The organism is Microlunatus sagamiharensis (genome assembly GCF_900105785.1).
GTDB lineage: Bacteria > Actinomycetota > Actinomycetes > Propionibacteriales > Propionibacteriaceae > Microlunatus > Microlunatus sagamiharensis.
The window spans coordinates 1,869,214-1,893,500 of sequence record NZ_LT629799.1 but is presented as its reverse complement, the minus strand read 5'-3'; the positions used below and the strand labels follow the sequence as shown (position 1 = coordinate 1,893,500).

The window sequence follows — 24,287 nt, the reverse complement described above, 5'->3', positions numbered from 1 at the left end:
GAGCCGCCCGGGACGTTCCCGTCAGAGGGAGACGCTGGCCAGCACGGGGGTCGTCGGACGGGCGGACCCGCCCGCCGGCTCCACCGTGACCGCGAGCTGCTCGGCCTCGGTGACCGAGCCGTGGAACCACTGGGACACGTCCGCGCCACCGCCCAGCGTGCTGTCCGGCACCGCGGTGCCGCCGCGGACCGTCCAGAGCTGGTAGGTCCGGCCGGAGCCGACGTCGGGCAGCCCGTGGGCGACGAACAGCGCGCGGTTCTGACCCTGGGAGACCACGAACGAGGCCGTCGTGCCGTCCGGCATCGCGGCGGGCACGATCCGGGCGTCGGGGGCGGCCAGCAGGCCGACGTCGGTCCCCGAGGAGGCCGCGGGTGCGTCCTGGCGTCCCGACAGGGACACGACGACCCCGCCGAGGGCGAGGGCGACGACGCTGACGGCGGCGACGAGCAGGCTGAGGGCACGGGTGCGGCGGGCCAGCCGGTCGCGGCTCCGGCTCCGGGCCGTGCGGGCGGCGGCGAGGTCGCCGAGCCCGGCCGGCACGTCGGTCTTGGGGATCGGTGGCAGCTGGGCGACGCCGGGGACGGCCGAGAGGACCGCAGCCCGCAGGCTCGCGGGCGGCGGGGGAGCGGCGGCGAGCCAGCCGAGCTCCGCGGCCGTCTCCTGCAGCTGGGCCACCTCGAGCCGGCAGTCGGCGCACCGCCGGAGGTGCTGCTCGAAGGTCTCCAGGTCGCGGGTCTGGAGCGCCCCCACGACGTACGTCCCTGCGGCGTCGTGCTCTGCGTCGTGCTCGGTCATCGGCTCTCCTTCCCCTCTGGTTCCTCGTCGAGCGCTGCCTTCAGCTTGATCAGCGCGTCGCGCACCCGTGTCTTCACCGTGCCGAGCGGCACCTGCAGCAGGGCGGCGATCTGGTTCTGCGTGTAGCCCCCGAAGTAGGCGAGCGTGAGCACCTCGCGCTGCAGCGCGCTCAGCGAGCGGAGGCCCTGCCGGACGCGGTCGGCCTCGACCCGCTGCTCGACGTCCTCCCAGACGTGGTCGACGTCGCGGCCCACCTCGCGCACGGAGTAGTGCTCGATGCGGGCGGTCTCGCTGGTGACGGACCGGACGCGGTCGACCGCCCGGCGGTGGGCCATCGTGGTCATCCACGCGCTCACCGAGCCCCGGGAGGCGTCGTACCGGGCGGCCTGGCGCCAGACCTCGACGTAGACCTCCTGGGTCACCTCGGCGGCGTGGTCGGCCGACCGGAGCACCCGCCACACCACCCCGTGGACCCGGCGGACGGTGCGTTCGTACAGGGCCGAGAAGGCGTCCTGGTCACCCTCGGCGACCCTCGTCATCAGCGCGACGAGCTCGGCCGCCGTCTCGGGGTCGGCCGGGAGCCGCGGTGATGCTGCCCGCCCGACGGGCCGGGGGTCGTCCCCCGGCCCGTCGGTGACCACGCGCAGCGTCATCCGCGTCGGTTCTTCGTGGATCCGGTGGTCAGGACTTCGGCAGCAGGACGCTGTCGATGATGTAGACCGTGGCGTTGGCGGTCTGCACGTTGCCGCAGACGACCTTGGCCGAGCCGTCGACCGTGAAGTCCTCGCCGCTGCCGGTGACCTTGATGGTCGTCTTCGCCAGCGAGGTGTGGTCCCCGGCGAGGTCGGTCGGGGCGAGCTTCGGCGACGTCACGTGACCGGTGAGGATCGCGGTGAGCGTCTTCTTGTCGTTGAGGACCTTCTTGAGGTCGGCCGCCGGGATCTTCTTGAAGGCGTCGTTCGTCGGCGCGAAGACGGTGATGTCCTCGGCGTTGTTCAGCGTGTCGACCAGGCCGGCGGCCTTGACCGCGCTGACGAGGGTGGACAGCGCCGGGTTGTTGCTCGCGGCGGTGGCGACCGGGTCCTGCGACATGCCGTCGAAGGAGCCCTTGCCGGAGGTCGGGACGGCCGAGCAGCCGGAGCCGAAGGGGGCGCTGGCGTCGCTGGCCGAGGACGAGGCCGAGGCGCTCGGGCTCATGGCCGGGCTGGAGGCGGCGCTGGAGGGCGCGGCGGCGCTGGACGCGGGGGCCGCGGCGCCGTCGGTCGCGGTGTCGCCGCAGGCCGCGAGGCTCAGCGGGAGGGCCACGACGGCGGCGAGGGCGGCGATCTTGCTGGCGCTGGTCTTGAACATGGTCTGGAAGCTCCTCGATGGGGGTTCGTTCTGCGCCGGCCCCGGTCGGGGCCCTGCGCGCTGGACACCACTGATTCGCTGCGGTGGGCGAAAGGGATTGGTCACGGTCTGATCTCGTGCGAGAAAGATCAAAAGGCCGTGACCAGGGGTGACGCGTGCCACGGCGATCGTGGCCTGACGACGCGCCAAGAACCTGATCATGACCGTCCGGTCATGATCAGGTTCGTCGGACCGCAGCGTGCGGTCGAGGGTCACTCGCTGGTGAACTGGATCTGGTGCCACCCGCGGGCACCGTCGGGGAAGACCTTCGTGCGCGCCTCGGGCTGCGTCTGCCCGGTCGCGTCGGTCGCCCGGACGCGGGCGCTGTGCAGGCCGGCGGGACCCTCGAAGCGGAAGGACCACTGCCGCCACAGGTCGATCCCACCGTCGGTGGCCAGTGACGCCTCCTGCCACTCCCCGTCGTCGATCTGCACCTCGACCTTGTCGATCCCGCGGTGCTGCGCCCAGGCGACCCCGGCGAGCACCGGCTTGTCCGAGGGCAGCGTGCCGAGCGACTTCGGCACGTCGATCCGGCTCTGGGTGAGGATCGGGCCGTCCGTCGCCCACCCCCGCTCGGTCCAGTAGGCGGTGCGCTTCGCGTACGTCGTCAGCTCGATCCGCTCGAGCCACTTGGTGTTGGCCACGAAGCCGAACAGGCCGGGCACGAGCATCCGGGCCGGGTAGCCGCGGTCGTCGGCCAGCGGCTTGCCGTCGAGGCCGACGGCGATCATCGCGTCGCGGCCGTCGGTCACCGCCTGGTAGGGCGTCGAGGCGGTGTAGCCCGAGTCGAGCGAGTAGGAGAACACCTGGTCGACGCCCGGCTGCACGCCGACCCGCTTCAGGATCTCCGCGAACGGCACCCCGAGCCAGCGGCCGCTGCTCACGTACGGCCCGCCGACCTCGTTGGAGACGCAGGTCAGGGTGATGTCCCGCTCGATCATGGGCATGGCGAGCAGGTCGTCGTAGGTCAGGGTCAGCGGGGTGTCGACCATCCCGTCGACGGTCAGGGTCCAGCTGCTCGCGTCCACGTGCGGGGTGACGAGGCTGATGTCGACGCGGTAGAAGTCGTCGACCGGCGTGGTGAACGGCGTCATCCCGGGCAGCTGGACCCCCTCGGGGAGCGGCGGCGCGGGCGAGGCGGGGGCGGGCAGGCCGAGCGCGCGGCGGGCGGCGCTCGAGGCGTCGCGGACGCGGCCGACGACGGTCCCGGCGGCCGCGCTCACGGCGGCCCCGGCGGCCACCACGCCGACGGCGACGAGGAAGCCGCGTCGCGAGGGGGTGGGGGTCGTCGCGGCCCCGGCGGGGGTCCGGCCGGGGACGGGCACGACGGCCAGGTCGGCGGGCCGCGGTGCGGCAGCGCCCCGGTCGCGGGAGGTGATCCAGAGCAGCCCGGCGACGCCGGCCACGCCGGCGACCACCGACGGCAGGGCGTCGGCGGCACCGCCGCGGTAGACCGCGCAGGCGGCACCGACCACGCCGAGGAGTGCCGTGCCCGCGAGGGCGACGGCGCGGTGGCGCGTGGCCACCAGGCCGAGCACCGCGGCCACCACGACCAGGACCACGCCGACGGCGCCGATCAGGACGGGCTTGTCGTACGTGCCCAGCACGCGGACGGCGAACGTCTTGGCGGGCGTCGGCGCGGCGTCCACGAGGGCGGAGCCGACGGCGACGAGCGGCGACGCCGCGGGGTTGCCGAAGGAGGCGACCAGGTGCCCGACGCCGAGCGCCAGGGCGGCGGCCGCGACGCCGGAGGCGGCCCGCGCCACGCGGCCTGGACGACGGGTCGCACCCTCGGGTGCGGGTCCGGCGTCGCCGGTGGGAGCGAGGGTGGGGGCGGCGGTCACGGGGAGGGTTCGCGGCGGAGGCCCTCCGGGTTTGGTACGGCTGCCGGGCGACCCCGGACGACCAGCGGCTAGAGGCCCTCGGCCACCTTCGCGGTCGCCAGGGTCCAGGCGTCCCGCGAGGCCTGGGACAGCGCCGCGAAGTCGATGGGCCCGCCCGCCACCAGCGACGGCTCGTGGGGCACGTCGACCACCGCGCGCGTGAGCTGGGCGAAGTGGTCGTGCAGCCGGCGCGACAGCGCGGGGTCGATCGAGGAGGCCGGGGCCGACAGGACGGTGACCGCGTGCTCGACCTTGTCGCCGTGGCCCTTGGCGCGCAGCCCGTCGACCAGCCAGGCCGCGCTGGCCGCGGTGTCCTCGCGGATCGTCGACACGATGACCAGCTGGTCGGCGGCGGCGACCGCGGCCTCCCAGTTGCTGGCGCGCATGTTGTTGCCGGTGTCGACCACGAGGATCCGGTAGAAGCGGCTGAGGGTCGCGTGCAGGCGCGAGAAGGCGTCCGCGTCGATGGAGGCCGAGGCCGCCGGGTCCTCGTCGGAGGCGAGCACGTCGAACTGCGCCGCCCCCTGCGAGCGGACGTAGCCGTCCAGGTCACCGACCCGGGCGCCGCGCACCTGCTGGAAGCGCTCGAGGTCGGCCAGGAGGTCGACGGCGGTGCTGGTGTGGCGGGCCGGGACGGCGCGCCAGCCGAGCGTCCCGCGGGTCTCGTTGTTGTCCCAGGCGAGGGTATAGCCGCCGCGCAGCGTGGCGAACGTGGCCGCGAGCATCATCGTGGCCGTCGTCTTCGACGCGCCGCCCTTGGGGTTGACCACGACGATGGTCCGGGGGCCGGGCAGCGAGCGCTGGATGGTGGCGACCGCCTCGCGGTGCCGCAGCTCCTTGGGGCCCGGACCCGGCTTGACCAGGCCGAAGGTCGCCCGCCGCACGAAGGCCTGCCAGCCCGTCTGCGCCGGACCCGGCGCGGGCTCCGGGCGGCCGCCGAGCAGGTCGTCGAGCGTGGGCAGCGCGCGGCGGGGTCGGGGCTCGCCGGGCTGCGCCATCGTCGGGGCTATCCCGGGACCGGGGGCCGGCGGGGTCCAGGGCTGCGCCGACCAGGGCCGGTGGGGCGCGCCGTCGTACGCAGCGGCCGGCGCACCCTGACCGCCCCGACCGTCCGCGCCGGACGATCCGTCCGGCTCCGGCTGCGGCTGTGGGTCGGGCTGGGGCGGCACGTCCGCGGCGGCGACGGGCTGCTCGGGAGCGGCCTGGACCGGGGCGGCCTGCCCCTCGGCGACCGGCGCGGGCGCCGCCGGCGGCCTGGTCGGGGCCGCAGTCTCGACCATCGACCCGTCCGGGCGGGCGAGGAACAGCCACGCGCCCTCCGGGTCGGCGGTGTCGAGCACCACGTCGCGACCGAGCCGGGCGGCCAGGTCGACGGCGTGCTGGCCGACGAAGGAGCGCGCGTCCTCGACGGTGGCGAGGTCCCGCGCGCTGCGGGACCCGTCGACGTCCAGCTCGACGCGGCCCGCCGCGTCGATCCGTGACACGACCGTCACCGTGCCGTCGGCCTGTCCCGCCATGCTCGCGCCTCCTCCCGCCCACGCACGTCCGGCGCCCGGCGGGTGGGCGGAAGCCTAGGAGATCAGGGGGCCGGGCGGGCTCAGTCCGTGCGGAAGCTCTGGTTGAGCCGGCCGGCGGCCCGACGGCCCAGGGTCGTGATCCGGTCCATCCGCGAGCGGGCCTTCGGCTGCATGCGCGCCTGGGCGACGTGGCCGGGGATGCGCTCGTGCTCCTGGCCCTCCGGCGCGCCCGGCAGCAGGCGCGTCATGGTGGCGAGCAGCAGGGAGGTCGCGCGCGGGGCCAGGGCGTCCACCCGGCCGGCCAGCTTGGCCATCGGCGTGGGCTGCACGACCGCACGGCCGTCGAGCACCGCGTCGACGATCTGGCCCGCGGCGCGGTCGGCGTCCATGGAGACCAGCGGGATGTTGTCCAGCGCCGAGAACCACGCGAACTCGCGCGGCTGGTCGCCGACGAACTGCGCGTTGAGGTGCGACCCGGTGCGCATCAGGCCCGGCTCGACCGTCGTGACGGTGACGCCGGTGCCGGCCAGCTCGGAGCGCAGCCCGCGGGCGAAGCCCGTCGCGCCGAACTTCGCCGTGCTGTACGGCAGCAGGTGCGGGGCCGCCACGATGCCGCCCACCGAGGTGATGACGCCGATCTTGCCGTGGCCACGGGTGGTCATCCGCGGGACGAGGGCCAGTGCGGTGTTGATCGGCCCCCACAGCATGATGTCGATCGCCTCGCGGAAGTCGTCGCGGCTGAGCGAGGCGAGGGGACCGACCTGGATCACGCCCGCGACGTGCAGCAGGACCTCGACCGGGCCCACGCGCGTCTCGACGTCCTCCACGAGCGCGTCGATGCCGTCGGCGTCGCGCACGTCGCACGCCACCACCTCGACCTCGGCGCCCTCGCCGCGCAGCGTGTGCGCTGCCCGCTCGAGGTCCTCCGCGTTGCGCGAGACGAGCACCAGGCGGTGGCCCCGGTCGGCGAGCTGTCGCGCCGCCGCGAACCCCAGCCCGCGCGAACCCCCGACCACGAGCGCCAGCGGCGCCCCCGCGGACGGTGCCCCGGTCATCGCTGCCCCCGCCCGGTCGTCGTCGGTCGTCCCTGATGGCTGCTGACGTGCACGTCGTCTCCTCCGTCTCGCCGGACGCGACGCGCCTGGCGGATAGGTTTTACCCGTTGTGGCGCCGGGCAGCGCGGATGACGAGGACGGCGGTGGTGACGGCGGCCACCACCCGCCAGCCCCGGCGCCAGCGCCGCGCCGAGCGGGCCTGGTCGGCGCGGATCGCCGGCGCGGGTCCGAGCACCCGGCGGCGCAGCAGCCGCCCGAGGGCGTAGTTGAGGCCGTAGTGGTAGCCGAACGACACGATCACCGTGTGCGCGAGCCCGAAGTCCATCCGCCGCGAGGACGTGTCCACGACCAGCCGGCCGTCCCACGCGACCGGGCCCCAGGCCTGCAGCCGGCGGCGCAGGTCGACCTCGTCGCCGCCCTGGGTGAGGCGCACGTCGTAGCCGGGGAAGCCCTCGCGTCGGAAGGCCACGTTGGTCGCGGTGAGGTAGAGGAGCCGGCCGGTGCCCGCGTGCAGGTGGTCGACCACGACGAAGAAGGCGGGCGGGAAGACCGCGGCCCACCACGGCGGGTCGGCGTAGCGGCAGGGCCCGGCGACGGCGACCAGGCGGGGGTCGGCGCGCAGGGTCGCGTCGATGCGCGACAGCCAGTCGTGGGGCACGACCGAGTCGGCGTCGGTCGAGGCGACGACCTCGCCGCGCGCGGCCTCGACCCCGGTCTGGCGCGCCTGGCAGACCCCGAGCCGGGGTTCGGGGACGACCCGTACGCCACGGGAGCGGGCCACCTCGGCCGTGGCGTCGGTGCTGGCGTTGTCGACGACGAGCACCTCGTAGGAGGCGTCGAGGTCCTGGGCGAGCAGCGCGTCGAGCGCGGCGCCGAGGTCGGCGGCCTCGTCGTGCGCGGGCACCACGACGCTGAACCGCAGCGGACCCTCGGGCCGGGCGCTCACGGGCGCGACCAGCGACGCAGGCGGGAGAAGGCGACGGCGGCCAGCAGGGCCACCGGCACGAGCGCCCAGAAGGCGGGGCCGAAGGCGTCGGTGTACGCCGCCGCGACGGCGCTGCGGTCGGCCGGGGCCGCCGCGGCCAGCCGGCCCGGGCCCCAGGAGGCGAGCGGGACGCCGCCCACGTCGCCGGCGAGGGCCAGGCGCCGCGTCACCCAGGCGCCGACGGCGGCGGTGCCGGCCACGACGCCGATCTCGCGCAGCAGGTTGTTCGCGCCGGTGGCTGAGCCCACCTCCGCCTCGCCGACCCCGGCCTGGACCACCACCACGACGACCTCCCAGACGCAGCCGATGCCGGCGCCGAGCAGCGCCAGCGCGGGCACCACGCTGAGCAGCGTCGGCGGGACCGCGGCGAGCAGGACCATGCCCGTGGCCACCGCGAGCGCGCCGACGACGAGGAGCAGGCGGACGGGCCCGTCGCGGCGTACGACCTGCGCCGCGACGACGGTGAGGAGGCCCAGCCCGCCGAACAGCGCCAGCATCAGCAGCCCCGCCCGGGCCGGCCCGAGCCCCAGCACGAGCTGGAGGTAGGTGGGCAGGTAGACGAGCATCCCGAACGACGACGCCCCGAGCAGCAGCCCGCCGGTGGTGGCGAGGCGGACCTGGCGGCGGCGGAAGACGGAGAGCGGCGACCGCGGCCGCGCCTGGCCCGGCTGCGGCCGGTCGGCCGGCATCAGCACCGCGGCCGCGACGACGGCGGCGAGGGCGAGCGGGAGGTTGAGCCAGAAGGCCCAGCGCCAGCCGGGGCCTGCGGCGAGCCAGCCGCCGAGCGGGGGGCCGGCGATCACGGCCGCGGCGAACACCGCCCCGACCCCGCTCATCACCGCCGCCCGCTGCCGCAGGGGCACGAGCACGGCCACCTCGGCCTGCACGAGGACCAGCAGCCCGCCCGCGCCGCAGCCCTGGACGAGCCGGGCACCGACGAGGGTCCACGGTCCCTGGGCGAGCGCACCGAGCACCGAGCCCGCCGCGAACAGCGCGACCGCGACGACGAACAGCCGCCGCCGCCCGAGGCGGTCGCTCAGCCACCCGTACGCGGGCAGCACCCCGGTGGAGGTGACGAGGTAGGCGGTGGTGACCAGGGCGAGCAGCCGCAGGTCGCCGAGGTCGGCGGCGATGGTCGGCAGCGCGGTGGCCACGACGGTCTCGGCCAGCTCGGAGGCCAGCAGCGCCGCGCTCATGCCGACGAGCAGCACCGCGGTGCGGTGGTCCAGCCCGAAGCGGGCCAGCCCCCGGCCGGACGTACCGTCCGACGGGCCGTGCGCAGCGGGACCGGCGTCGGGGTCAGCGATGGCGGACGGCCGGGACACGGGCACCTTCCGCCACGGTCGCCGCGACGACGTCGACCGGGTCCGGCATGGCGTCCAGCTCGGCCCGCAGGCGGGCGGCGGCCTCGCGGTAGCGCGGGCGCCTCAGCGCGGTGCGCACGGCGGTGCGGACCCGGCGCTCCGAGGGGCGTCCGGTGCGCAGGTCGAGGCCGGCGCCGGACCAGGCCACGCGCGCGGCGACCTCCGGCTTCTCCTCGCTGGCCCCGGCGACGACGACGGGGACGCCGTGGGTCAGGGCGTGCTGCACCCCGCCCCAGCCGCCGTTGGTCACCATCACCGCGGTCCGGGGGAGCAGGTCGGCGTAGGGGACGAGCTCGCTGAGCTGGGCGTTGGCCGGCACCGTCCCGCCCAGCAGCGCGCGCACCTCCTCGACGGGGCGCCCGCCGGTCGTGGCGACGACGCGGACGGGCTCGTCGGCCAGGGCGCGCAGCGCGGGGACGAGCAGGTGGCCCGGGTCGGTGTTCGCGAACGTCCCCTGCGTCACGTGGACCAGCGGCGCGTCACCCGGGGGCGGCGTCCAGGCGGGGCCCGGCAGGTCCGGGCGGTGGACCGGCAGCGGCCCGGTGAACACGATGGACCCCGGCAGGTCGCGGCGCGGGTACTCCAGCCCGGGCACCGACAGGTGGAAGGTGCGGTCGAAGAGACCGGCGACGTCGAAGTAGCCGACCGGTGACGGCCCGCGTCCGAGCGCCTCGAGCTGAGCGTCGAGCGCGACCTGAAGCGGGCGCAGCGGCCCGTGGCGCAGCGCCCAGTAGATCTGCCGGTTGCGCATCCGGGCGAAGGCGCTGCGGCCCGGGGCCAGGCCGGAGCCGAAGGGGGCGCAGTCCGGGCTGGTCAGCGCGAGCGGGGTGACGGAGACGCCGAGGACGGGCGGGCGCGGTCCCGGCGTCGTCAGGAGCGGGAGCACGCCGAGGAAGGCGGTGTCGGCGACCACCGCGTCGTACGGGGTGCTCGCCATCGCGGCGGCCAGGGCCTCGTGCTGCGCCCCGAGCGGGCGGACGAACATGCCGGTGATGTCGTAGCGGCCGGCGGCGATGCGGGTGCGGTGGTGACGGCGGGGGAGCCAGGGCTCGAGGTCGGCGTCGTCGTAGTCGGCGCCCGCCGGGAGGGGCAGGAAGTCCAGGCCCGCGCCGGCGGCCGACGCCGCGTACTTGCTGCCCGTCAGCAGGGTGACCCGGTGGCCGCGCTCGGCCAGCCCGCGGCCCAGGGAGAGCACCGGCGACACGTGCCCGAAGATCGGGCTGCTCAGCAGCAGGACCTTCGACATCGCCTGGTGCGCACCCCCGCCCTTCGTGCTGTCGGACCCGCGTCGTCCCAGCCGGCGCCGCGGTCGGCGCCTGCGACGAACTTACCCAGCGAGCGGGCAGGCTCCCGGAGCCGCGCCCGCGCGGGCGTGCAGGTTCAGTCGCCGGTGACCCCGTCGTGGAGCTCGCGCAGCAGGTCGAGGTGGCCGTTGTGACGGGCGTTCTCCTCGACCAGGTGCAGCAGCACCCAGCGCAGGGTCGGGCGCTCGCCCGTGCGCAGCGGCTCGACGGAGAGGTCGCCCAGGTCGTGGGCGGCGACCAGGGCGTCGGTGCGGCGAGCCTGCTCGGCCCAGCCGGCGAGCACCTCCTCGAGCGGCGTCGTCGCGCCGTCGACGAACTCCTGGTCGGGCGACTCGTCGGTCCACGGCGCGAGGTCGGGCCCGCCGGCGAAGCGGTTGTCGACCCAGGAGTGCTCGACCCAGCGCAGGTGGTTGACCACGCCGCCGATGCTCATCAGGGGCGAGCCGGGCAGCGGGGCGGCGGACGCCCCGGCCGCGTCGAGACCGCGGCACTTCTCCGCCGCGGTGTCGCGGGTGTAGCGGAGCATCGCCAGCAGGGTCGCGCGCTCGTCCCAGGTCTCGGGCAGGTCGGTCCGGGTCATGGCGACCATCGTCGGGGACGGCCTGCGCCGCCGTCCGCGCTGTGTCCACGGTGATCGCCCGTCGAGGAGCCCGGCGACCGGGCGCTGGGCAGGGAGTCGCGCGATCACGTGCCGTGGGCGGCCGAGGAGCTCCTCGCCCGGCTCCTCGGGGCCGGTCCCACCCGCGGCACGGTCGGCCGATACGCCCTGCACCGCAGCCGGGGTGCTCCGCCCTGCACCGCAGCGGGGGTGCTCCGCTCCTGGGCGCCCGCGCCGGGCGGGCTGCCCGGCCGCGTCAGAGGGTGAAGGCCTCCCGGAACCGCTCGAGCGCACGCTCGCTGTCGCCGTCGGCCGCGTACGCCTCGAGGCCCACGACACCGTCGTAGCCCATCGCCGCCAGGGCCCGCGCGACCGCGGGGTAGCTGATCTCGCCGGTGCCCGGCTCGCAGCGGCCCGGGACGTCGGCGACCTGGATCTCGCCGATGGCGTCGCCAGCCCGGCGGCAGAGCTCGACGAGGTTCCCCTCCCCGATCTGGGCGTGGTAGAGGTCGAGCATCATCCGCAGGTGCGGGCTGCCGACCGCTTCGACGAGGGCGAGCGTGTCCTCGGCCCGTGCGAAGGGGACCCCGGGGTGGTCGACCGCGGTGTTGAGGTTCTCGAGGCAGAAGACGACGTCGTGCTCCTCGCCGAGCGCGGCGACCCGGCGCAGCGTGTGGACGGCCGCCACCCACATCGGCCCGGTGACCGTCTCGACCGGCTGCACGGGCAGACCGCCCTCGCCGAGGCCGGTGCCGTGCAGGTTGAGCCGGGGGATGCCGAGGCGCTTGGCCACGGGGACGGACTCGGCGGCCGTCCGCAGCAGCGCGTCGGCCCCGTCGCGGTCGGTGAGGGTCCCCTGGACGTAGCCGGTCATCGAGGAGAAGCGCACGCCGTCGGCGGCGAGGGCGGCGAGCGCGTCGAGGTCCTTCACCGTCCAGTCCCAGATCTCGACGCCGAAGCCGAGCGCGTGGATGCGCTCGACGCGCTCGACCAGGGGCAGCTCGGTGAAGACCATCTCGGCGCAGACGGTCAGGGTGAAGGGCGTGCTCACCGCGTCACCGCCCGGGCCTCGGTGACGGCGACGGGCGCGTGCGCCTGGACGGACTCCACGCAGGCCAGCGCCACGGCGAGGGCGCGTCGGGCGTCGCGGCCGGTCACGGCGGGCTCGCGGTCCTCGCGGACCGCGGCGACGAACTCACGGAGCTCGCCCGCGTACGCCTCGCCCATCAGCTCGACGTCGCCGCGGGCGGTGTCGTGGTGGGCGCCCCGGCTCGTGGAGAACCGCGCGCTCGACCGGGCCCCGTCGCCGACCGTGACCATGCCGGCCGAGCCGAAGACCTCGGCACGGACGTCGTAGCCGTACGCGGCGCTGAAGCTCGCCTCCGCCACGGCCCGCGCGCCGTCGTCGAAGGTGATTACGACGACCGCGGTGTCGAGCAGGCCCGCGTCCTTGAAGTCCGGGGCGACCAGGGCGTCGGCGGTCGCGTACACCTCCACCGGGCTGGCGCCGGGGTTGAGCCAGAGCAGGGCGTCGAAGTCGTGGATCAGCGTCTGGGTGAAGACCGTCCACGGCGGGACGGCGGCGGGGTTCGCGAGGCCGGGGTCGCGCGTCAGGCTGCGCATCAGCTGCACCTGCCCGAGATCGCCCGCGACGACGGCGGCGTGCGCGGCGACGAAGCCGGCGTCGAAGCGGCGGTTGAAGCCGACCTGCAGGGTCGTGCCCGCCGCCTCGACCGCGGCGAGGGCGCGGTCCATCTCGGCCAGCGTCATCGAGGCGGGCTTCTCGCAGAAGACGGGCTTGCCGGCCCCGGCGACGGCGGTGATCAGGTCGGAGTGCGCGGTCGAGCTCGCAGTGATCACCACGGCGTCGACGTCGGGGCTGTCGATCAGCGCCTGGGGGACGTCGAAGGCGACGGCGTCGTACGCGTCGGCGAGCGGTGCGGCCGCACCGGGCCGGGCGTCGGCGACCGCCGCGAGGACGGCGCCGGGCACCTGCTCGGCGATGACGCGGGCGTGCGCCGTGCCGATGCGGCCGGTGCCGACCAGGCCGAGGCGGAGGGGTGTGGGCAGCGGCATCGCAGGACTCCTCGACGAGTGGACTAGAGCGCGCTAGTTCTACTCCGGGAGGTAGGTTCCGGTCAAGTCCAAGGGTTCGGAACCGCGCCGCCCTAGGGTGAGCGGCATGCCCGGCCGGCCGACCATGAGCGACGTCGCCGAGCGCGCCGGCGTCTCGCGCGCCCTGGTCTCCATCGTGTTCCGCGACGTGCCGGGCGCGAGCACGGAGACGCGCGTCCGGGTGCGGGCCGCGGCCGACGAGCTCGGCTACCGGCCCGACCGCCGCGCCCGGCTGCTGAGCCGGCGCCGGACGCAGGTCCTGGGGGTGGTCTTCGCGCTGGGCCACGAGTTCCACGCCGACTTGATCGCCCGCCTCTACCGCTCGGCGGCCGCGCACGGGCAGGAGCTCGCGCTGAGCGGCACGACGGCCGGGCGCGACGAGGCCGAGGCGGCCGCCGACCTGCTCTCCCTGCGCTGCGACGCCCTGCTGCTGATCGGCGGGGAGCGACCCGAGCCCGAGCTGGCCGAGCTCGCCGGCTCGGTGCCCGTCGTCGTGCTCGCACGGGCGACGACGGCGGCCGGCCTCGACGTGGTCCGCACCGACGACGCCGCCGGCGCGGCGCTCGCGGCCCGCCACCTGCTCGACCTGGGCCACACCCGGGTCGTCCACGTCGACGGCGGTGCCACCGCCGGGGCCGACGAACGGCGCCAGGGCTTTGCGGCCGCGGTCGCCGCGGCCGGGGTGCCCGCCGACGTCGAGCGCGGCGGGCTGACCGAGGACGACGGCGCGGCGGCGGCCGAGCGGCTGCTGGCCCGTCCTGACCTGCCGACCGGGCTGTCGGTGTTCAACGACCAGTCCGCCGCCGGCGTGCTGGCCGTCCTGCAGCAGGCCGGGCGCCGCTGGCCCGAGGACGTGAGCGTGGTCGGCTACGACGACAGCCGCCTCGCCCGGTCACGGTGGACGCGGCTGACGACGGTCCGGCAGGACGGGGACGTGCTGGCCGGCCTGGCCGTACGGCGCGCGGTCGAGCGGGTCGAGGAGCCGGACCGGCCCGCGCGGGAGGACCTGGTCGAGCCCAGCCTCGTCGTCCGGGCCAGCACCGGCCCGCCGCCGGGGCGGTCCTGACGTGGGTCCCTGGCCGGTCCTGCTCGTCACGGCGGCCGCGCTGCACGCGGGCTTCCAGCTGACCGTGACGCTGCTGGCCTACCCGGCGCTCGTCGAGGTCGCCCCCGAGCGCTTCGCCCGTGCCCACGCCCTCCACTCGCGGCGGATCGTCCCGCTCGTCGGACTCGTGTACGGGTTCCTCGCGGTGGCCTGCCTCGGCGCGCTCCTCACCGCACCAGGCTCGGCGGCCGTCTGGGTCGCCGGGGCCGCCAGCGCGGCCGCGGTGCTCGTGACCGCCCTGCGTGCCGCCCCGCTGCACGGCCGGCTGGGCCGCGAGGGGCCTGGACCGGCCCGGCTGACGGCCCTGGTCCGGGCCGACCGCGTCCGGACGGCGGCCGCGCTCGTCGCGCTGGTCGCCGCCGTCGCGCACGCGGTCGTCCTGCAGGTCACCCGGTAGGACCCCCGGCGCTCAGCCCTGCTTCGGCGGCACCACCGGCAGCAGCAGGTACGGCTCGCGACCCGGCTCGGAGTGCAGCGTCACCGTGCCGTCGAGCTCGGGCCGATCGCGGTCGCCCGGGTACTCGTGCCAGTACGGCCCGCTGCCGGTCTGCGGCCGCCCGTAGTGGAGCTTGGGCGGCAGCCCGTGGTCGTAGTCGGTGCCCTCGACGGTGAGCCCGAGGACGTAGCCCTCCGGGATCACGATGCAGGTCGGCCAGACCTCGACGTCGACCTCGTGCACCTCGCCCGGCGTCAGCGGCTCGGGCGTGTCGTAGGTGTGCCAGGGGCGGTGGGGCAGGCTCCGCCCGGGGTCCGTCCGCCGCAGCGTCGTCCGCAGCCAGCCCTGCGTGAGCGGCGCCTTGGGCTCCATCGCCGAGGACCACAGCACCTCGGTGCCGTCGGGGCGGAAGAGGCTCAGCGTCACGAAGAGGTCGGCCTCGGTCGTCTCCGAGCTGACGAACAGCTTGAGCGCGACCGGGCCGGTGATCTCGGTCGCCTCCGCGAACGGGGCCGTGCGCAGCTGCAGCCGCGACTCGCGGGGGTCGTAGGCGGCCGAGGCCGCCTGCGCGGGCGCGTCCGTGCCGAGGCCGGAGCCGGCGAGGTCGAGGTAGTAGGGCGTCCACGCCGTCCGGGCGAGCGGCCACTCGTCCTCGTGGCGCAGCTCGAAGTGGTCGGGGTGGCGGACCTGCAGCTGGACGCGCGGCTGGTCCTCGAAGCCGTTGTCCTCGCCCTTGAGGAAGTGGTCGAAGAAGCGGCGCTGCAGCTCGCGGCCGTAGAGGGTGTAGAACTCCGTCCAGTGCTCGTAGCCGTGCACCTCGAGCCACTTCTGCTCCGACGACGCGCGCACGAAGCCCTCGGTGTTGCCGCGCAGGTGCAGCGCGACGCCGCCCCAGTTGCCCGAGGACAGCAGCGGCACGGTGATGTCCTCGAGCACGGCGGTGCGCTCGGCGTAGAAGGCGTCGGCCGTCGGGTGGGCGAGGAAGGTCGCGCCGGGGTCGATGCGCAGGCGCTCGCGCTCGTCGGCGGGGACCTCGGTGTCGCCGGTCACGCGGCGGCCGGTGTTGCGGTTGACCAGCCCGTCGGGGTTGCCGTGCTGGAAGGGGATGACCTGCGCCTTCATCCAGTTCGGCATGAACTCCGAGATCATCCCGCCGGAGTGCGTGTACTCGCGGTAGTAGTCCGCGGCGCCCTCCCAGGGCGCGATCGCCGCGAGGTGCGGCGGGTTCAGCGCGGCGGCCTGCCACTGGTTCGTCGCCAGGTAGGAGATGCCGCTGAGGCCGACCTTGCCGTTGCTCCACGGCTGCACGCCGGCCCACTCGATGGCGTCGTAGAGGTCCTTCGTCTCGCGCGGGGAGAAGAAGTCGATCTCGCCGGGCGTGCCGCCGGTGCCGCGGCTGTCGACGCGCACGAGGACGTAGCCGTGGGGGACCCACTGCTCGGGGTCGGGGTACTCCCACGACTGGTAGGCGTTCGTGGAGCCCTCCACGGCCTCGGGGTGCTCGTTCGCCAGCGCCTGCCACTGGTTGGCGTACGCCTCCTGGAACGCCACCCCCTTGGGGTAGGGGCACATGGCGAGGAGCACCGGGTGCGGCTCGTCGTCGTCGGGGCGGTAGACGTCGGCGGCCAGCGGCGTGCCGTCGTCGGCCGGGATCGTCACGTCCCAGTCGACCCGCATCCCGTCGCGGACCTCGGACCTCGGCTCGTACATGGCTCTCCTTCTCTCAGGCGTTCTCGGGTGCTCGGGGGCGTGCTCAGCGCGCGCCGGCGCCGGGCAGGAAGGTGCCGCGGCGCTCCCCGACGGGGGCGCCGTCGGCGGCGACCAGGGCGCCGCGGACGTAGGTCCGCAGCACCCGCCCGGTCACCTCGCGCCCGTCGAAGGGCGTCCAGCGCGCCTTGGACAGCACGTCGGCGTTGCGCAGCGTGCGACGGGCGTGCGGGTCGACGAGCACGAGGTCGGCGTCGGAGCCGGGCGCCAGGCGGCCCTTGCGCGGCCACAGCCCGTACTGCCGGGCGGGCGCCTCGCTGTAGACGCGGGCCACGTCCTCGTACGCCAGGTGGCCGCGGGCGGCGGCGTCGAGCAGGACGGCCATCGTGCTGTCCAGGCCCGGCAGGCCGAAGTGCACCGACCAGATGTCGCCGTCGGCCTTCTGCTCCAGCGTCGAGGGCGCGTGGTCGCTGGACATGTGGGTGAGGGTGCCGTCGCGCAGCAGGCGCCACAGCTCGGCCTCGTCCTCGTCGGTGCGCGAGCGCGCCGGCGGCGTGAACTTGCGCAGCGCGCCGTGGCCCAGCACCTCCTCCTCGCGGAGCAGGAAGTACTGCGGGCAGCCCTCGGCGGCCAGCCGGGCCCCGCGCGCCCGCTCGGCGGCGATGTAGCCGGCGGACTCGGCGTTGCTCACGTGGGCCGCGGTCGCACGCGCACCCGTGCGGCGCACGAGCAGCGAGGCGACGGCGACGGCCACGAGCTCGGCGTCGAGGCTGCGCCACTCGGTCAGCAGCCCCGGGTCGTCGCGGCCCTCGGCGCGGAGCACGGACTCCGCGCCCTCGGTCAGCGCCTCGTCCTCGCAGTGCAGCAGGCTGACCGCGTCGACGAGCGCGCTCGCGCGCAGGTGGGCGCGCAGCGCGTGGGCGTCGTGGCCGGGCACGCCGTGGGTGGTGCAGGTGAAGACCTTGAAGAAGGCCACGCCGGCGGCCCACAGCCCGGCGACGGCGTCGGTGTCGCCCGGCCACGCGTGCGCGGCCAGGCCGAAGTCGACGTGCGAGCGGCCCTGGAGGTGCCCGACCTTGACGCGGAGGTCGGTGGGCGTGCGGACGGGACGGCCGTGCGTGTGCTCGAGGACCGTCGTCACGCCGGACGCCGCGGCGGCCGCGCTGCCGGAGGGGAAGTCCTCCCGGTCGGGGGCACCGGGGTCCATGAGGTGCACGTGGGTGTCGACGCCACCGGGGAGGACGAGCAGCCCGGACGCGTCCACGACCTCGCTCGCCGAGGGGCGCTCCTGGCCCACCGCGACGACCCGGCCGTCGCGCACGGCGACGTTCGCCGGTCGGCGCCCGGTGGGGCTGACGACGGTGCCGCCGGCCACGAGGAGGTCGACGTCGGGCATGGGGTGCTCCTTGCTCTGGGAGTGCGGTCGGGCGTGGTGGTCGTCGCGCGGGTCGGACGGTCAGGAGTAGCGCAGGTCCTCCGACGTGGCGAACCAGTCGGTGCCGGGCGGTCGGGAGTTCATGATCACGCTCTGCGCCTTGGTGTAGCCGCGGTAGGCCTCGAGCCCGTTCTCCGAGCCGATCCCGCTGTCCTTGAACCCTCCCCACGGCGACGCCGGGTCGATGCGGTGGTGGTCGTTGACCCACACGATGCCGACGTCGAGGCGCTCGGTGACGCGCAGGGCCCGCCCGAGGTCGTTCGTCCACACCGATGCGGCGAGGCCGAACTGCGCGTCGTTGGCCAGCCGGACGGCGTCGTCCTCGTCGACGAACGGACGGACGACGGCGACCGGGCCGAAGACCTCCTCGCGCCAGAGGTCCATCGACGAGCTGATGTCGCCGACCACGGTCGGCGGGTAGAACCAGCCGCGCTGCAGGGCGGGGTCGTCGGGGGTCGCGCCGCCGGTGAGCACGGTGGCCCCCTGCTCGACGGCCCGCTCGACGGCCTCGACGGCCTTGGCCCGCTGCGCCTCGGAGACCAGCGGGCCGATCTGCGTGGCCGAGTCCTTCGGGTCGCCGAGGCGCAGCGCGCCCGCTCGGGCGACGAACGCCTCGACGAAGCGCTCGTACGCCGACGCGGCGACCAGCACCCGGGCACCCTGCACGCAGGTCTGCCCGGTCGCGACGAAGGAGGCGAAGAGGGCGCCGCCGACGGCCGCGTCCAGGTCGACGTCGTCGAAGACGACGACCGGGGCCTTGCCGCCGAGCTCGGCGGTGACCGGGATGAGCGAGCGCCCGGCGTGCGCGGCGATCGCCCGGCCCGTCTCGGTGCCGCCGGTCACGTCGACCTTCGCCAGGCCCGGGTGCTCCGACAGCGCCCGTCCGGTGACCGCGCCGAAGCCGTGCACGACGTTCGCGACGCCGGCGGGCAGGCCGGCGTCCTCGAGCAGCCCGACCAGCAGCGCGGGCACGACCGGCCCGAGCTCGCTCGGCTTGAGGACCACCGAGTTGCCGGCCGCGAGCGCGACCGAGAGCTTCTTCATGGTGATGAGCAGCGGGTGGTTCCAGGGCGTGATGAGCCCGGCGACGCCCAGGGGGACCCGGCGGACCACGTTGAGGTGGTCGGCGCCGAAGTCGGGGACCGTGCCCTCGGCGGTCTGCGCGACGGCGCCGAAGTACTCCAGCCACTCGGGCAGCCGGCGCAGCTGCGCGCGCATCTCGCGCAGCGGCCGGCCGATCTGACGGGTCTCCAGCGCGGCGAGCTCGTCGATCCGGTCCGCCAGGAGGCCCGCGGCCCGGTTGAGGACGCGGGCGCGCTCGCGGGCCGGGACGCCGCGCCAGCGCCGGTCGTCGAAGGCGCGTCGAGCCGCCGTGACCGCGTCGTCGACGTCGGCCGGGGTGGCGACGGCGACCCGGGCGACCTCCTCGCCGCTGAAGGGGTCGGTGACCGCGAAGGTCTCGCCGTCGGCGCCGGGCCGCTCGACGCCGTCGATGCGCAGCAGCAGGTCGGGCGTGCTCATGCGTGGTCCTCGCTCTCGTCGGGCGACCCGGTCGGGGCCTGCAGGCCGAACAGGGTGTCGGCGTTGCCGGCGGCCAGCCGAGCCAGGTCGTACGCGTCCGCGGGCACAGCGGCGGTCTGCTCGGCGAAGGTGCCGCCGGCCATGTCGAACGGGTCGTCGGTGCCGAGCACCACCCGGTCGTCGCCGACCTTGTCGACGAGGAAGCGGGTCGCGTCGGCGTCGTGGGTCAGGGTGTCGAACCAGAAGCGCCGCAGGTACGCGCTCGGCGGCTGCTGCGGTCGCGCCGCCTCCGGGCGCACGCGGTGCCCGTGGTCGAGGCGGCCCACCTGGTAGGGCAGGTGGCCGCCGCCGTGGACGAGGAGCAGCCGCAGGCCCGGCAGCTCGTCGAGCGTGCCCGACAGGATGAGCCGCGACGCCGCGACCGCGGTCTGCCAGGGGTTGCCCTGGAGGTTGGTCAGGTAGAAGTCGGCGAGCTCGCCGGTGGCGGCGCCGACGTAGTAGGGGTGCAGGACGAGCGGCACCCCGAGCTCCTGCGCCGTCTGCAGGACGGGCCGGAGCGAGGGGTCGTCGAGGCCGACCCCCTCGACGTGGGGACCGACCTGGGCGCCGCGCAGGCCCAGCTCGAGCACCGCGCGGCGGAGCTCGTCCGCGGCGGCCTGCGGGTCCTGCATCGGCAGGGTGGCCAGGCCCGCGAAGCGGTCGGGGGCCTCGGCGACCATCGCCGCGACGGCGTCGTTGACCTGCTGGGCCGCGGCGACCGCCTCCGCGGCCTCCACCCAGTAGAGGAACAGCGGCGGTGCCGGCGAGAGCACGCTGAGCGTGACGCCGTCGGCGTCCATCGTCGCCAGCTTGGCGCCGACGTCGTGGAACCCGGGCAGCAGGGGATAGCGGTAGCCCTGGCGGTGCACGACCCAGGGCCGGCCGTCGACCTCGGCGAGCGTGATGCCGTCCGGGGCCGAGCCCGTCCGCATCGCCTCGACCAGCGTCGGCGGGATGACGTGGCTGTGGGCGTCGACGACCCGCGGCTGCGGGTGGGGCACGGCGCTCACAGGGCGGCGACCGTCTCGTCGAGGCCCGCGACCCAGCCGAACGCGGTGCCGATGACCCGGAGGGCGGCGTCGTGCAGGGAGCGGTCCATGGTGTCGACGCACTCCTCGACGACGACGGCCGCGTAGTCGCGGGTGTTCGCCGCGACCGTCGTCGCCAGCACGCAGCTGTTGGTGTTGACCCCGGTCAGCAGGAGCGTCTGCACGCTGCGCGAGCGCAGCACGTGGTCGAGGTCGGTGGCGGCGAAGCAGTCGTAGCGCTTCTTGCCGATGACGACGACGTCGGAGGCGTCGAGCAGGTCGGGCATGACCTGCAGCCCCGGGCTGCCGGGAAGCTGGTGGTTCAGGACGTTCGCCCGGGTGGCGTCGGTCCCGGCGACGGCAGCCCACCACGGGTTCGAGGCGATCTCGGACACCGCGTGGTAACCGGTGACGACGTGGACGACCGGGACCTGCCGGGCTCGGGCGGCTCGGACGAGCACGGCGTTCGCCGCGGTCACCCGGGCGGCGGCCTCCGCGGGCAGCGGCATGGTCGCGACCTCGGGGTCGAGGTGGCCGCGGTGCATGTCGATGGTGACGACCGCCGTACGGCGCGGGTCGAACGAGGGGAGGGGCATGTCCTGCTTCCGGTGGGGGCGGGGCTGGTGCGGGTGGCGGCCGGGTCAGTGGTGCCCGGCGCCGACCTTGGCCGTCGTCATGCGGCTGGTGTCGAGGAAGAGCAGCGCGACGATGCCGATGACGGGCACGAGCGAGAGCTGGACGAGGCTCGCGCCGCCCCAGCCGAGCGAGCCCTGCAGGAGGGCGAAGAGGTAGCCGGCCAGGGCCGAGGGCAGGTACCAGGAGGTGACGAAGGCACCGGAGACCTGACCGACCTTGTCGGGGCGGACCGCCCGCTGCATCGCCGAGTACGTGTTGGTGAAGAGCAGGCCGCTGCCGGTGGCGCCGGTCAGGAAGGACAGCAGCGACTGCCAGCCGGGCGTCGTCGGGCCGTGGAAGAGCAGGAAGCCGACGATGCTGGCGGCGACCAGCGAGGCGAGCAGGATCCAGCGCTGGTTGAAGCGGTCGCCGAGCAGGCCGGCCGGGATGCCCATCAGCGCGCCGAGCCCGAACATGCCGGCCGCGCTGCCCGCCTGGACGACGGTGAAGCCGAGCTGGCTCTGCAGGAAGGTCGGGTAGAGACCGAGGTAGCCGTACAGGGAGACGCCGGCCGTCGCGGCGACCACCATGAGCACGATGACGTTGCGGTTGTAGACCTTGGCCGGCACGTGGTCGGCGTTCCCGGCCCGCGAACCGCCCAGCGACTCGAGCTGCTCGGTGAAGCGCTTGCTGACCACGAGGACGACGACGAGTGCGATGACGGCGCCGGCGATGGCGTAGATGAAGAACGGCGCCCGCCAGCCCATGCCCGAGCCGAACTGCGCGCCGAGGCGCGGGCCGAGGAAGGCGCCGACGCCGTAGCAGAAGTTCAGCGAGCCGATCGCGAGTGCGCGGCGCTTGAAGAAGTACGCGCCGACCGCCGCGAAGAGCGCCGCGTTCTGGATCGCCTCCCCGACGCCGGACAGGGCGCGGTAAGCGAACATGTCGACGAGGCCCACCGACACGGCCGTCAGTGCGGTGAAGACCGAGAAGATCGCGATCCCCAGGACGATGACGAAGCGCCGGGAGAAGCGGTTCAGCAGGTAGGCGCCCGGGACGCCGGCGAGGCCGATGCCGAGGGTGAAGATCGTCGAGAGCAGCCCGCCCTCGCCGAGCGAGAAGCCGTACTCGTTGCGGATCGCCGGCAGCAGCACGGGGAAGACCTGCCGGTCGGCCGCATTGACGATGTAGGAGAGGCCCAGCACGGCGAACGTGATCAGGGCGACCCCGACCGGGAGGCGGGCGAGGCCCGCCCGCTCCGGGGCAGGTGTCGTGGTGGCGTCGGTGCTGCTCATGGGGCTCCTCCGTCAGGACCATCGCGGTTCCTGGATGTTATAGGATGCATCCTGCGATGTGTCAACGACTGGGAGCGTAGGCAGGTCGTCGTGACGGGCGTGTGACAGCCGCGTTCCGGAGCCGAGGCCCCGGGCCGGCTGCCGGCACCACCGCTCGTCACCGAGCTCCCGGGACCCTGCTCGACCCCTGCTGGACCCCTGCGCCCGAACCACCCGCGGACCCCGACCGTGCGCCGCGACGACGAGAGGCTGGACATGAGGCTGTGCTGGACGCCGTCGCCGACGGACGGGCCGAGGTGCTCGACGAGCACCGGGTCGGAGGGCCGGTGGTGAGCGCCGTCCGTGTGGCCGTGGCCTCGCTCGGCGGGACGATCACCATGACGTCGTCACGCGACGACGGGCAGGGCGTCGTCCCGTCGCTGGGCGCCGCCGACCTACTCCGCTCGGTGCCTGCCCTGGCGCAGGTCGAGGTGGAGGCGACCACCCTCGCCACCGTGCCGGGTGCCTCGCTCGGCGTCGACGACCTGGCCGGGGTCCTGCGCTGGGCCCGGGACGCGGTCGACGCCGGTGCCGCCGGGGCCGTCGTCGTGCAGGGCACGGACACCATCGAGGAGACCGCCTACCTCCTCGACCTCTACTGGGACCGCGACGAGCCGCTGGTGGTCACCGGGGCCATGCGCGCGGCCCAGGCCCCGGGGGCCGACGGTCCTGCGAACCTGTCGGCCGCCGTGCTGACCGCAGCCGGCGCCACCTCGCGCGCCCGCGGCGTGCTGGTCGTGATGGCCGACGCGGTCCACGCGGCGGTGAGGGTCCGCAAGACGCGCTCGAGCGGGCCTGACGTGTTCCGGTCGCCGTCCTCGGGGCCGCTCGGCCACGTCGAGGAGGGCAGCACCTTCTTCACCGGGCCCCCCTCTCGCGACGCCCCGCTGGCGGCCGGGCTGCCCGGGGCGCTCGGACGCGTACCCGTGCTCGAGACCTACCTCGGCGACGAGGGGGAGCTCCTGCGCCTGGTCGACGGCGCCGGCTGGGACGGCGTCGTCGTCGGCGGGTTCGGGGTGGGGCACGTCTCGGCGGGACTGGCCTCCGTCGTCGAGGACGTCGCCGCGCGTCGTCCCGTCGTCGTCGCCAGCCGGACGGGGTCGGGTCCGACGTACACGTCGACGTACGGGTTCGTGGGCTCGGAGGCCGACCTGCTCCGGCGGGGGGCCGTCCTCGCCGGGTGGCTCGACCCACGCAAGGCGCGGACGCTGCTCGCCTGCCTCGCCGGAGCGGGGGCGACGACGGCCGAGGTGGCCGAGGAGTTCCGGCGCCGCGGTGGGCGGGTGCAGGTCAGCGCCGTCGTGCGTGGCTAGCCTGTGGACCACGGCGGCCAGGGCAGCGCAGCCGACGGAGCAGCGTGGGTCAGGAGGGCGAGGATGCCGGTGGGGCACCCGAACGGCACCGAACGACCCAACCTGACCGCCCACGGCTACGTCCTGCAGCGGATGCGCCAGGCGATCCTCGACGGAGAGCTGCCCTCCGGCTCGCGCCTGATCCAGGCCGAGCTGGCCCAGCAGTTCGACGTGAGCATCACGCCCGTGCGGGAGGCGCTGCGCGACCTCGCGGGCGAGGGGCTGGTCGTCTTCGACCCGCACCGTGGCTCGCGCGTACGCAGCTTCGATCTCGGCGAGGTCCAGGAGATCTACCAGATCCGGATGGCCCTCGAGCCGCTGATGGTGAGCCGGATGATCGGGCAGGTGGACGCCGACCGGCTCGACGAGGCGGCGCGCCTGATCCGCAAGATGGAGCGGACCAAGGACATCAACGTCTGGTCCGACCTCAACCGGCGCTTCCACGCCTGCTTCGCCGAGGAGGGCCGGACGAGCCGGCTGGCCACCATCCTGTCCGGCCTGCGCGACAGCGCGTCGGTCTACGTCGGGCTGTCGTTGCGCGCGAGCCCGGAGCGCCGCGCCGAGTCCGACCGCGAGCACACGCAGATCCTCGAGGCCTACCGCCGCGGCGACACCGAGGCCGCGACCAGGCTGGCGGTCCAGCACATGCGGACGACGCTCGTGACGATCGAGGAGGCGCACGAGCGCGGCCTGCTCTGACACCTGGGCCT

Annotated in this window: 22 protein-coding genes; 4 read left to right on the top strand and 18 right to left on the bottom strand. The window is 75.3% G+C overall.

Going from position 1 to position 24,287, the window contains the following annotated elements; translation table 11 throughout:
* Positions 1-21: 21 nt before the first annotated feature.
* From BLU42_RS08645 to BLU42_RS08590, 12 genes are all read right to left on the bottom strand, one after another.
* The gene (locus tag BLU42_RS08645) at positions 22-795 is read right to left on the bottom strand and encodes an anti-sigma factor (RefSeq protein ID WP_091074096.1); all 774 of its coding nucleotides are present in this window, start codon (positions 793-795) and stop codon (positions 22-24) included.
* Positions 792-1,448 carry an ECF RNA polymerase sigma factor SigK gene (sigK, locus tag BLU42_RS08640; RefSeq protein ID WP_091074095.1) on the bottom strand — a complete coding sequence of 219 codons (657 nt, stop codon included), beginning with the start codon at positions 1,446-1,448 and terminating at the stop codon, positions 792-794. Before sigK ends, BLU42_RS08645 begins: the two co-directional genes overlap by 4 nt.
* Before the next feature lie 28 nt (positions 1,449-1,476).
* On the bottom strand, positions 1,477-2,145 hold the full coding sequence (locus BLU42_RS08635; RefSeq protein WP_091074094.1) for a fasciclin domain-containing protein: 669 nt from the start codon (positions 2,143-2,145) through the stop codon (positions 1,477-1,479).
* Positions 2,146-2,396: 251 nt separating this feature from the next.
* A complete protein-coding gene (locus BLU42_RS08630) occupies positions 2,397-4,028 on the bottom strand; it encodes a molybdopterin-dependent oxidoreductase (RefSeq protein ID WP_091074093.1) in 1,632 nt (543 codons plus the stop codon).
* A 68-nt stretch (positions 4,029-4,096) separates the two neighbouring features.
* Positions 4,097-5,584 carry a MinD/ParA family ATP-binding protein gene (locus BLU42_RS08625; RefSeq protein WP_091074092.1) on the bottom strand — a complete coding sequence of 496 codons (1,488 nt, stop codon included), beginning with the start codon at positions 5,582-5,584 and terminating at the stop codon, positions 4,097-4,099.
* Between the two features lie 80 nt (positions 5,585-5,664).
* Complete coding sequence (locus BLU42_RS08620; protein WP_091074091.1) at positions 5,665-6,639, bottom strand: SDR family NAD(P)-dependent oxidoreductase; 975 nt, start codon at positions 6,637-6,639, stop codon at positions 5,665-5,667.
* Positions 6,640-6,739: 100 nt separating this feature from the next.
* Positions 6,740-7,585, bottom strand: coding sequence for a glycosyltransferase family A protein (locus tag BLU42_RS21060; protein ID WP_197680679.1), 846 nt, complete (start codon positions 7,583-7,585; stop codon positions 6,740-6,742).
* Positions 7,582-8,949: an MFS transporter gene (locus BLU42_RS08610; RefSeq protein WP_091074090.1), complete on the bottom strand. Its 1,368-nt coding sequence runs from the start codon at positions 8,947-8,949 to the stop codon at positions 7,582-7,584. The genes BLU42_RS21060 and BLU42_RS08610 overlap by 4 nt, the downstream gene beginning before the upstream one ends.
* Complete coding sequence (locus tag BLU42_RS08605; RefSeq protein ID WP_091074089.1) at positions 8,924-10,234, bottom strand: nucleotide disphospho-sugar-binding domain-containing protein; 1,311 nt, start codon at positions 10,232-10,234, stop codon at positions 8,924-8,926. The genes BLU42_RS08610 and BLU42_RS08605 overlap by 26 nt, the downstream gene beginning before the upstream one ends.
* 134 nt (positions 10,235-10,368) lie before the next feature.
* Positions 10,369-10,872, bottom strand: coding sequence for a DinB family protein (locus BLU42_RS08600; RefSeq protein WP_091079870.1), 504 nt, complete (start codon positions 10,870-10,872; stop codon positions 10,369-10,371).
* Between the two features lie 274 nt (positions 10,873-11,146).
* Positions 11,147-11,941 (bottom strand): TIM barrel protein, encoded by a 795-nt coding sequence (locus tag BLU42_RS08595; protein WP_231918510.1) that lies wholly within the window; start codon positions 11,939-11,941, stop codon positions 11,147-11,149.
* On the bottom strand, positions 11,938-12,966 hold the full coding sequence (locus BLU42_RS08590) for a Gfo/Idh/MocA family oxidoreductase (protein WP_091074088.1): 1,029 nt from the start codon (positions 12,964-12,966) through the stop codon (positions 11,938-11,940). The genes BLU42_RS08595 and BLU42_RS08590 overlap by 4 nt, the downstream gene beginning before the upstream one ends.
* Before the next feature lie 106 nt (positions 12,967-13,072).
* Here BLU42_RS08590 and BLU42_RS08585 point away from each other — a divergent pair, with 106 nt between their 5' ends.
* Together BLU42_RS08585 and BLU42_RS08580 are read left to right on the top strand one after the other, a co-directional pair.
* Positions 13,073-14,071, top strand: coding sequence for a LacI family DNA-binding transcriptional regulator (locus BLU42_RS08585; protein WP_091074087.1), 999 nt, complete (start codon positions 13,073-13,075; stop codon positions 14,069-14,071).
* A 1-nt stretch (position 14,072) separates the two neighbouring features.
* Positions 14,073-14,507, top strand: a complete 435-nt coding sequence (locus tag BLU42_RS08580) for a hypothetical protein (RefSeq protein WP_091074086.1) — start codon at positions 14,073-14,075, stop codon at positions 14,505-14,507.
* A 12-nt stretch (positions 14,508-14,519) separates the two neighbouring features.
* On the opposite strand, the gene BLU42_RS08575 is transcribed toward BLU42_RS08580, so the two are convergent.
* Genes BLU42_RS08575 through BLU42_RS08550 form a run of 6 tightly spaced genes read right to left on the bottom strand, consistent with a single transcriptional unit; the run spans position 14,520 to position 22,186 of the window.
* Positions 14,520-16,256: a CocE/NonD family hydrolase gene (locus BLU42_RS08575; protein WP_091074085.1), complete on the bottom strand. Its 1,737-nt coding sequence runs from the start codon at positions 16,254-16,256 to the stop codon at positions 14,520-14,522.
* A 43-nt stretch (positions 16,257-16,299) separates the two neighbouring features.
* A complete protein-coding gene (locus tag BLU42_RS08570) occupies positions 16,300-17,649 on the bottom strand; it encodes a dihydroorotase (protein WP_091074084.1) in 1,350 nt (449 codons plus the stop codon).
* Positions 17,650-17,709: 60 nt separating this feature from the next.
* Positions 17,710-19,209, bottom strand: coding sequence for an aldehyde dehydrogenase family protein (locus tag BLU42_RS08565; protein ID WP_091074083.1), 1,500 nt, complete (start codon positions 19,207-19,209; stop codon positions 17,710-17,712).
* On the bottom strand, positions 19,206-20,258 hold the full coding sequence (locus tag BLU42_RS08560; protein WP_091074082.1) for an amidohydrolase family protein: 1,053 nt from the start codon (positions 20,256-20,258) through the stop codon (positions 19,206-19,208). The genes BLU42_RS08565 and BLU42_RS08560 overlap by 4 nt, the downstream gene beginning before the upstream one ends.
* Positions 20,255-20,872: a cysteine hydrolase family protein gene (locus BLU42_RS08555; RefSeq protein WP_091074081.1), complete on the bottom strand. Its 618-nt coding sequence runs from the start codon at positions 20,870-20,872 to the stop codon at positions 20,255-20,257. Before BLU42_RS08555 ends, BLU42_RS08560 begins: the two co-directional genes overlap by 4 nt.
* 45 nt (positions 20,873-20,917) lie before the next feature.
* Positions 20,918-22,186, bottom strand: a complete 1,269-nt coding sequence (locus BLU42_RS08550; protein WP_091074080.1) for an MFS transporter — start codon at positions 22,184-22,186, stop codon at positions 20,918-20,920.
* 263 nt (positions 22,187-22,449) lie between these two features.
* On the opposite strand from BLU42_RS08550, the gene BLU42_RS08545 reads away from it, so the two are divergent.
* Together BLU42_RS08545 and BLU42_RS08540 are read left to right on the top strand one after the other, a co-directional pair.
* Positions 22,450-23,538 carry an asparaginase domain-containing protein gene (locus BLU42_RS08545; protein ID WP_231918509.1) on the top strand — a complete coding sequence of 363 codons (1,089 nt, stop codon included), beginning with the start codon at positions 22,450-22,452 and terminating at the stop codon, positions 23,536-23,538.
* 69 nt (positions 23,539-23,607) lie between these two features.
* Positions 23,608-24,276, top strand: coding sequence for a GntR family transcriptional regulator (locus tag BLU42_RS08540; RefSeq protein WP_172825772.1), 669 nt, complete (start codon positions 23,608-23,610; stop codon positions 24,274-24,276).
* Positions 24,277-24,287 lie beyond the last annotated feature (11 nt).